Annotated in this window: 1 protein-coding gene; it reads right to left on the minus strand. The window is 72.9% G+C overall.

The genetic code is table 11. The features are described 5' to 3' along the window. Positions 1-1,792, minus strand: a 1,792-nt coding sequence (locus FUT87_RS04810; protein WP_255511666.1) for an efflux RND transporter permease subunit, incomplete at its 3' end; no start/stop codon positions are given. Between the last annotated feature and the right edge of the window lie 2 nt (positions 1,793-1,794).

A 1,794-nucleotide genomic window follows, 5' to 3' on the forward strand; every position in this document is an offset into this window, starting at 1 on the left:
GGCGCAGGCCGGCGGTGACCCGCAGGCGCAGCCCGCGCGCGTCGTCCCGCCAGACGAGCTCCGCGTCCGCCGCCAGGTGGAGCAGCTCGCCGCCGGCGTAATCCGGCACCAGCAGCCCGGCGCGCGGATGGCGCAGCAGGTTGCCCAGGGTCATGAAGAAGCGGTTGCCGGGGAAGTCCGGGATCAGCAGCTCGACGCCGCCATCCAGCCGCCGCTGCACCGCGACGAAGCCCGGCGGGCCGCCACGGTGCGACACGTCCACGCCTTCGGCACGGCCGTCGCCAGGCACCGGCGCCGAGGCGCTGGCAATGAAGAGGGTGTCCGCGGCCTCGATCAAGGCCAGCGCGCCGGCATCGAGCGCCGCGTCCAGCGGCTGCGCCAGCGCCGGCGGCACGTCGTCCCAGCGCAGCGGGTCGCGCGCCTGGATGTACTTCGGGCAGTTGCCGAAGCTCTGCACGACGGCCACCTCGAGCCCGCCCTCCGACATCGCCGCGAGCCGGCCGTTCATCCGGTTGCGGCGCCGGGTGTGCGGCTCCAGGCCGAGCAGGCCGACCGGCGCGCCCGGCCCGCGCGCGCGCAGCGCGGCCTCGACCGGCGTCAGGCCCTGCTCGATGTAGCGGGTGATGTTCTCCAGCACCACGATCGCGTCGTCGACGACGAAGCCGGTGGCCACCGTCAGCGCCATCGCCGACAGGTTGTCCAGGCTGTAGCCGCACAGGTACATCACGCCGAAGGTGCCGGCCAGCGAGACCGGCACCGCCACCGCCGGCAGCAGCGTCGCGCGCCAGCTGCGCAGGAACAGCAGCACCACCAGGATCACCAGCCCGACGGCGATCGCCATCGCGCGCTGCACCTCGTCCAGCGAGGCCCGGATCGTCGGCGTGCGGTCGCTGATGACCTTGAGCTCGATGGCGGGCGGGATCGAGGCCTGCAGGCGCGGCAGCAGCTCGCGCACATGGGCGACGGTCTCGATGATGTTGGCGCCCGGCTCCTTCTGGATGAACAGCAGGATCGCCGGCTGGCCGTTGGACGCGCCGTAGTTGCGCACGTCCTGGACCGAGTCGCTGACCTCGGCCACGTCGCGCAGCCGCAGCGCCGCGCCGTCGCGGTAGGACAGCACCACCGGCGCGTACTCCGCGGCGGTGCGGGCCTGGTCGTTGGCGCCGACCTGCCAGTAGCGGCCGCCTTGTTCGACCGCGCCTTTGGGCCGGTTCGCGTTGGTGTTGGTGATGGCCTGGCGCACCTGGTCCAGTGCGATGCCGTTGGCCGCCAGCTTGTCCGGGTTGAGCTCCACCCGCACCGCCGGCAGCGCGCCGCCGCCGACGTTGACCTGCCCGACGCCGTCCACCTGGGCCAGCCGCTGCGCAAGCACCGTCGAGGCGGTGTCGTACATCTGGCCGCGCGTCAGCGTCTTCGAGGTCAGCGCCAGGATCATGATCGGCGCGTCGGCCGGGTTGACCTTGCGGTAGGTCGGATTGCTGGGCAGGCCCGAGGGCAGCAGCGTGCGCGCGGCGTTGATCGCCGCCTGCACGTCGCGCGCGGCGCCGTTGATGTCGCGGCTCAGGTCGAACTGCAGGGTCACGCTGCTCGAGCCCAGCGAGGAGCGCGAGGTGATCTCGGTCACGCCGGCGATGCTGCCCAGCGCGCGCTCCAGCGGCGCGGCCAGCATCACCATGCCGGGCCCACCGCCGAAGGGGCGATCGTCAACACGGCGGTAGTTGTCCTCGGCGTAATCGCGCATCTGCCACAGACGCACGTCGACCTGCCGGCTTTCGTAGGCGCGACGCGTCACGC

This window comes from Mitsuaria sp. TWR114 (assembly GCF_007997345.1).